This is a genomic window from Actinotalea ferrariae (assembly GCF_019733465.1).
In the GTDB taxonomy this organism is placed as follows: domain Bacteria; phylum Actinomycetota; class Actinomycetes; order Actinomycetales; family Cellulomonadaceae; genus Actinotalea; species Actinotalea ferrariae_A.
Genome location: NZ_JACVQL010000291.1, coordinates 1 through 3,676, shown reverse-complemented (window position 1 = coordinate 3,676; position 3,676 = coordinate 1). Strand labels below are relative to the sequence as shown.

The following is a 3,676-nucleotide window of genomic DNA, read 5'->3' as shown; positions in this document are numbered from 1 at the left end:
GCGCTCGGCCCGGGCGGGAAGGCCGGCCGCGAGGGCCGCCGCCGTCGCCAGGTCCCGGACCGGTACGCCCTCCTCGGCGACGCCGTGCAGCACGGCGCCGGCCGGCGCGCGCTCGACGGCCGCGACGTAGAGGTCGGCGAGGTCGTCGACGTGGACCATCGGCCACGTGACGTCGTCGCCGCCGACGTGCCGCCCGACGCCGTCCGTGCGTGCGCGGTCGACGAGCATCGCGGGGATGCCGGCACCGCGGCCGTGCACGACGCCGGGGCGCACCACCACGGCGCGCACGTCCGGCGCCGCCGCGAGCACGTGCCGCTCGACCTCGGCGCGGTCGGCCACGATCGCGATCGGTGCGGTGGCCGCGTCCTCGTCGACCGGTGCCGGACCGGTCCGGCCGAGGACCCACACGCCCGTCGTCCACACGAGGACGCCTCCGCCGGGGCGCAGCGTCTCGGCGTAAGCGCTCGCGGCGGCGCGGTCGACGTCGAGCCCGCCCGAGGGCGCGAGGTGCACGACGCCGTCGAGCGGCCCCGCCTCGGCGAGCGCGGCGACCAGCGCGTCAGCGTCCGCGACGTCGCCGGTCACGACGCGCGTCCCCGCGGGCAGCCGGTCCGCGGACGACCCGGCGCGGACGAGTGCGACCGGCTCGTGGCCCGCGTCGGCCAGTCGCGCGACGACGACCGAACCGATGTACCCGGTGGCACCGGTGACGAGCAGCTTCATGGCGTGTCCTCCTGTCGGCGTGGGAAACGGACTAGAGTCCGCTCCATGGACCGGGAACGTAGCGGACTGCAGTCCGCTTTCCAAGGGGCGCTCGCCGGCCGTGAGACGGTCGTGCCCGTCGAGGCCGTCGTCGTGCCGCCGCAGCCGCGTCGCGCGGACGCGGCACGCAACCGCAAGAGCGTGCTCGAGGCCGCCGCGCGCCTCTACGCCGAGCGAGGTGTCGAGCGCGTCACGATGGACGACATCGCGGCCGCCGCGGGCGTCGGCAAGGGCACGCTCTACCGCGGCTTCACCGATCGCTCGGGGCTCGCGATGGCCCTCCTCGACGAGCGGGCCCGCGCGCTCCAGGAGGCCGTGCTCGAGGGCGCGGCCCCGCTCGGCCCCGGCGCCCCCGCGCCCGAGCGCCTCGGCGCCTTCGTGGCGGCCTACCTCGGCTTCCAGGTCGACAACCTCGACCTCGTGCTCCTCTCGGAGTCCGGTCGCGGACCGGGGGCACGCCTCGGCAAGGGCTCGTACGCGTTCTACCGCCAGCACCTCGCGTGGCTGCTGCAGCAGGCGGGCGCCCCGGACCCGCGCACGCGGGCCGAGGTGCTGCTGGGCGCGCTCGCGGCCGAGCAGGTGCGGCACTGGGTCGTCGTCGAGGGCCGCGACCTGGCCGACGTCGAGCGACGCCTCGTCGGCGTCGCCCGCGCGCTCCTGGGCTGACAGCCATCCCTCAGGCGGCTCTCAGGGATCTCAGGGGACGATGAGGGCGTTACCCGATGCGGGGGCCCGGTCGGGCGCGCCACGATCGGCACCACCGCGACGAGACAGGACGGTCCGATGCAGCAGGACGGGCACGACGACGGGGCGATCGCCTCGGCACGCGACCTCGTGAAGGTCTACGGCAAGGGCGAGACGGCGGTGCGGGCGCTCGACGGGGTCGACGTCGACTTCTCCCGCGGCGAGCTCACGGCGATCATGGGCCCCTCGGGCTCGGGGAAGTCCACGCTCATGCACTGCATGGCGGGCCTCGACACCCCCACGTCCGGCACCGTGCTCGTGGACGGGGCCGACGTCGGCCGGATGAACCAGCGCAGCCTCACGCGCCTGCGCCGCACGCGCCTCGGCTTCGTCTTCCAGGCGTTCAACCTCATCCCGACGCTCACGGCCGAGGAGAACATCACCCTCCCGCTCGACATCGCGCGCACGCCGGTGGACCGCGCGTGGTTCGACACGGTGGTCGACGCCGTGGGCCTGCGCGACCGGCTCGACCACCGGCCGAGCGAGCTGTCCGGAGGTCAGCAGCAGCGCGTCGCGTGCGCGCGCGCCCTCGTCTCGCGCCCCGCCGTGGTGTTCGCCGACGAGCCCACCGGCAACCTCGACTCGCGCTCGTCCGGCGAGGTGCTCGGCTTCCTGCGCCGGTCCGTCGACGAGCTCGACCAGGCCGTCGTCATGGTCACGCACGACCCGACGGCGGCGTCCTACGCGCACCGCGTCCTGTTCCTCGCCGACGGGCGGCTCGTCGGCGAGCTCGAGCGGCCGACCGCGGAGTCGGTCCTCGACACGCTCCGGGACCTCGGCGTCGGCCGGCGGTCGGGCGCGCACGCGGCCGCCGGGCCGGCGGACGGTTCGAGCGTCGACGGCGACGGGACCGGCGCCGTGGGCGTCGGGCGGCAGGGCACGGGGCAGCACGCCGCGCTGGTGCGGGACCCGGCGTGACCCGCGTCGCGCTGCGCGGCATCCGCAGCAGCCTCGGGCGGTTCCTGCTGTCCATCCTCGCCGTGCTCCTCGGCGTCGCGTTCGTCGCGGGGACCTTCGCGCTGCGGACGATGATGTCGACGACGTTCAACGACATCGTCGAGTCGGGCGTCACGGGCGACGCCTACGTGCGCGGGGTCGAGGTGGGCGAGGCGGCCGGCCCCGAGGGCGCCAGCCTCGGGCGGTTCCCCCTGGAGGTGGCCGACGACGTCGCGGGCGTCGACGGCGTCGCCGCGGTCGTGCCCGAGGTCAGCGGCCCGATCGTGCTCGTGGGCGCCGACGGCACGGCGGTCATGACGTCGGGCCCGCCGAGCTTCGGCCTCGGTCTGCACTCCGACGACCCGTCCGCGCGCGTGGTGGACGGGCGGGCGCCCGCGGGCGCGGGCGAGGTCGCGCTCGAGTCCTCGACGCTCGGCACGTCTGGCCTGGCCGTGGGCGACAGCACCTCGGTGGTCCTCGGCGGCGAGGTCGTCGCGGTCGACGTCGTCGGGGAGGTCGGCTTCGGCGCCCCGGTGGCCGGGGCGACGATCGTCTTCCTCGACATGGCGACCGCGACGTCCGTCTACGCACCCGACGGCCAGGTCACCTCGCTCGGCGTCTACGCCGAGGACGGCGTCACGCAGGAGGAGCTCGCCGACAGCGTGCGCGAGGCCGTGGGCGGCCTGGCCGCGCTCGACGACGCCGAGGTCGTCACGGGCGAGCAGCTCCGCGCCGACAGCCGCGCCGAGATCGAGTCGGTGCTGGGCTTCATCTCGACGTTCCTGCTCGTGTTCGCGGGCATCGCGCTCTTCGTCGGTGCCTTCATCATCGCCAACACGTTCCAGATGAGCGTCCGGCAGCGGCAGCGCGAGTTCGCCATGCTGCGCGCCATCGGAGCGTCCCCGACGCAGGTGTTCGCGTCGATCCTCGTCCAGGCGGTCGTCGTCGGGGTCCTCGGCTCGGCGCTGGGCGTCGCGGCCGGCGTCGGGCTGGTCCGCGTGCTGCGCGAGGTGTTCGGCCGGTTCGGCATGGAGCTCTCCGGCGGCATCCCGCTCGACGGGTTCACCGTGGCGGTCTCGGTGGTCATCGGGACCGTGGTCAGCGTCGTCGCCGCGGCCGTGCCCGCCCGGCGCGCCGCCCTGACCCCGCCCGTCGAGGCCATGCGCGACGACGTCGCGACGTCCGACGGCGCGACGCGCGTGCGGACCGCGGTCGGCGCGGTGCTGCTCGCGGG

At 75.8% G+C, this 3,676-nt stretch carries 4 protein-coding genes; 3 read left to right on the top strand and 1 reads right to left on the bottom strand.

The window, feature by feature from the left end:
- On the bottom strand, positions 1 to 723 hold a 723-nt coding region (locus ICW40_RS18145; RefSeq protein ID WP_221655406.1), incomplete at its 3' end, for an NAD-dependent epimerase/dehydratase family protein.
- 45 nt (positions 724 to 768) lie between these two features.
- Between ICW40_RS18145 and ICW40_RS18140 the strand changes: the two genes are divergently transcribed.
- The 3 genes from ICW40_RS18140 to ICW40_RS18130 form a co-directional block, all read left to right on the top strand.
- A complete protein-coding gene (locus tag ICW40_RS18140; RefSeq protein ID WP_221655405.1) occupies positions 769 to 1,428 on the top strand; it encodes a TetR/AcrR family transcriptional regulator in 660 nt (219 codons plus the stop codon).
- Between the two features lie 117 nt (positions 1,429 to 1,545).
- A complete protein-coding gene (locus ICW40_RS18135; RefSeq protein WP_221655404.1) occupies positions 1,546 to 2,424 on the top strand; it encodes an ABC transporter ATP-binding protein in 879 nt (292 codons plus the stop codon).
- The coding region (locus ICW40_RS18130) for an FtsX-like permease family protein (protein WP_221655403.1) at positions 2,421 to 3,676 on the top strand (1,256 nt) is incomplete at its 3' end. The genes ICW40_RS18135 and ICW40_RS18130, both read left to right, overlap by 4 nt.

What these genes read in the sequence shown, in the direction of transcription:
- ICW40_RS18140 (WP_221655405.1), top strand. Translation starts at nt 769, where the DNA reads ATGGACCGGGAACGTAGCGGACTGCAGTCCGCTTTCCAAGGGGCGCTC.
- ICW40_RS18135 (WP_221655404.1), top strand. Translation starts at nt 1,546, where the DNA reads ATGCAGCAGGACGGGCACGACGACGGGGCGATCGCCTCGGCACGCGAC.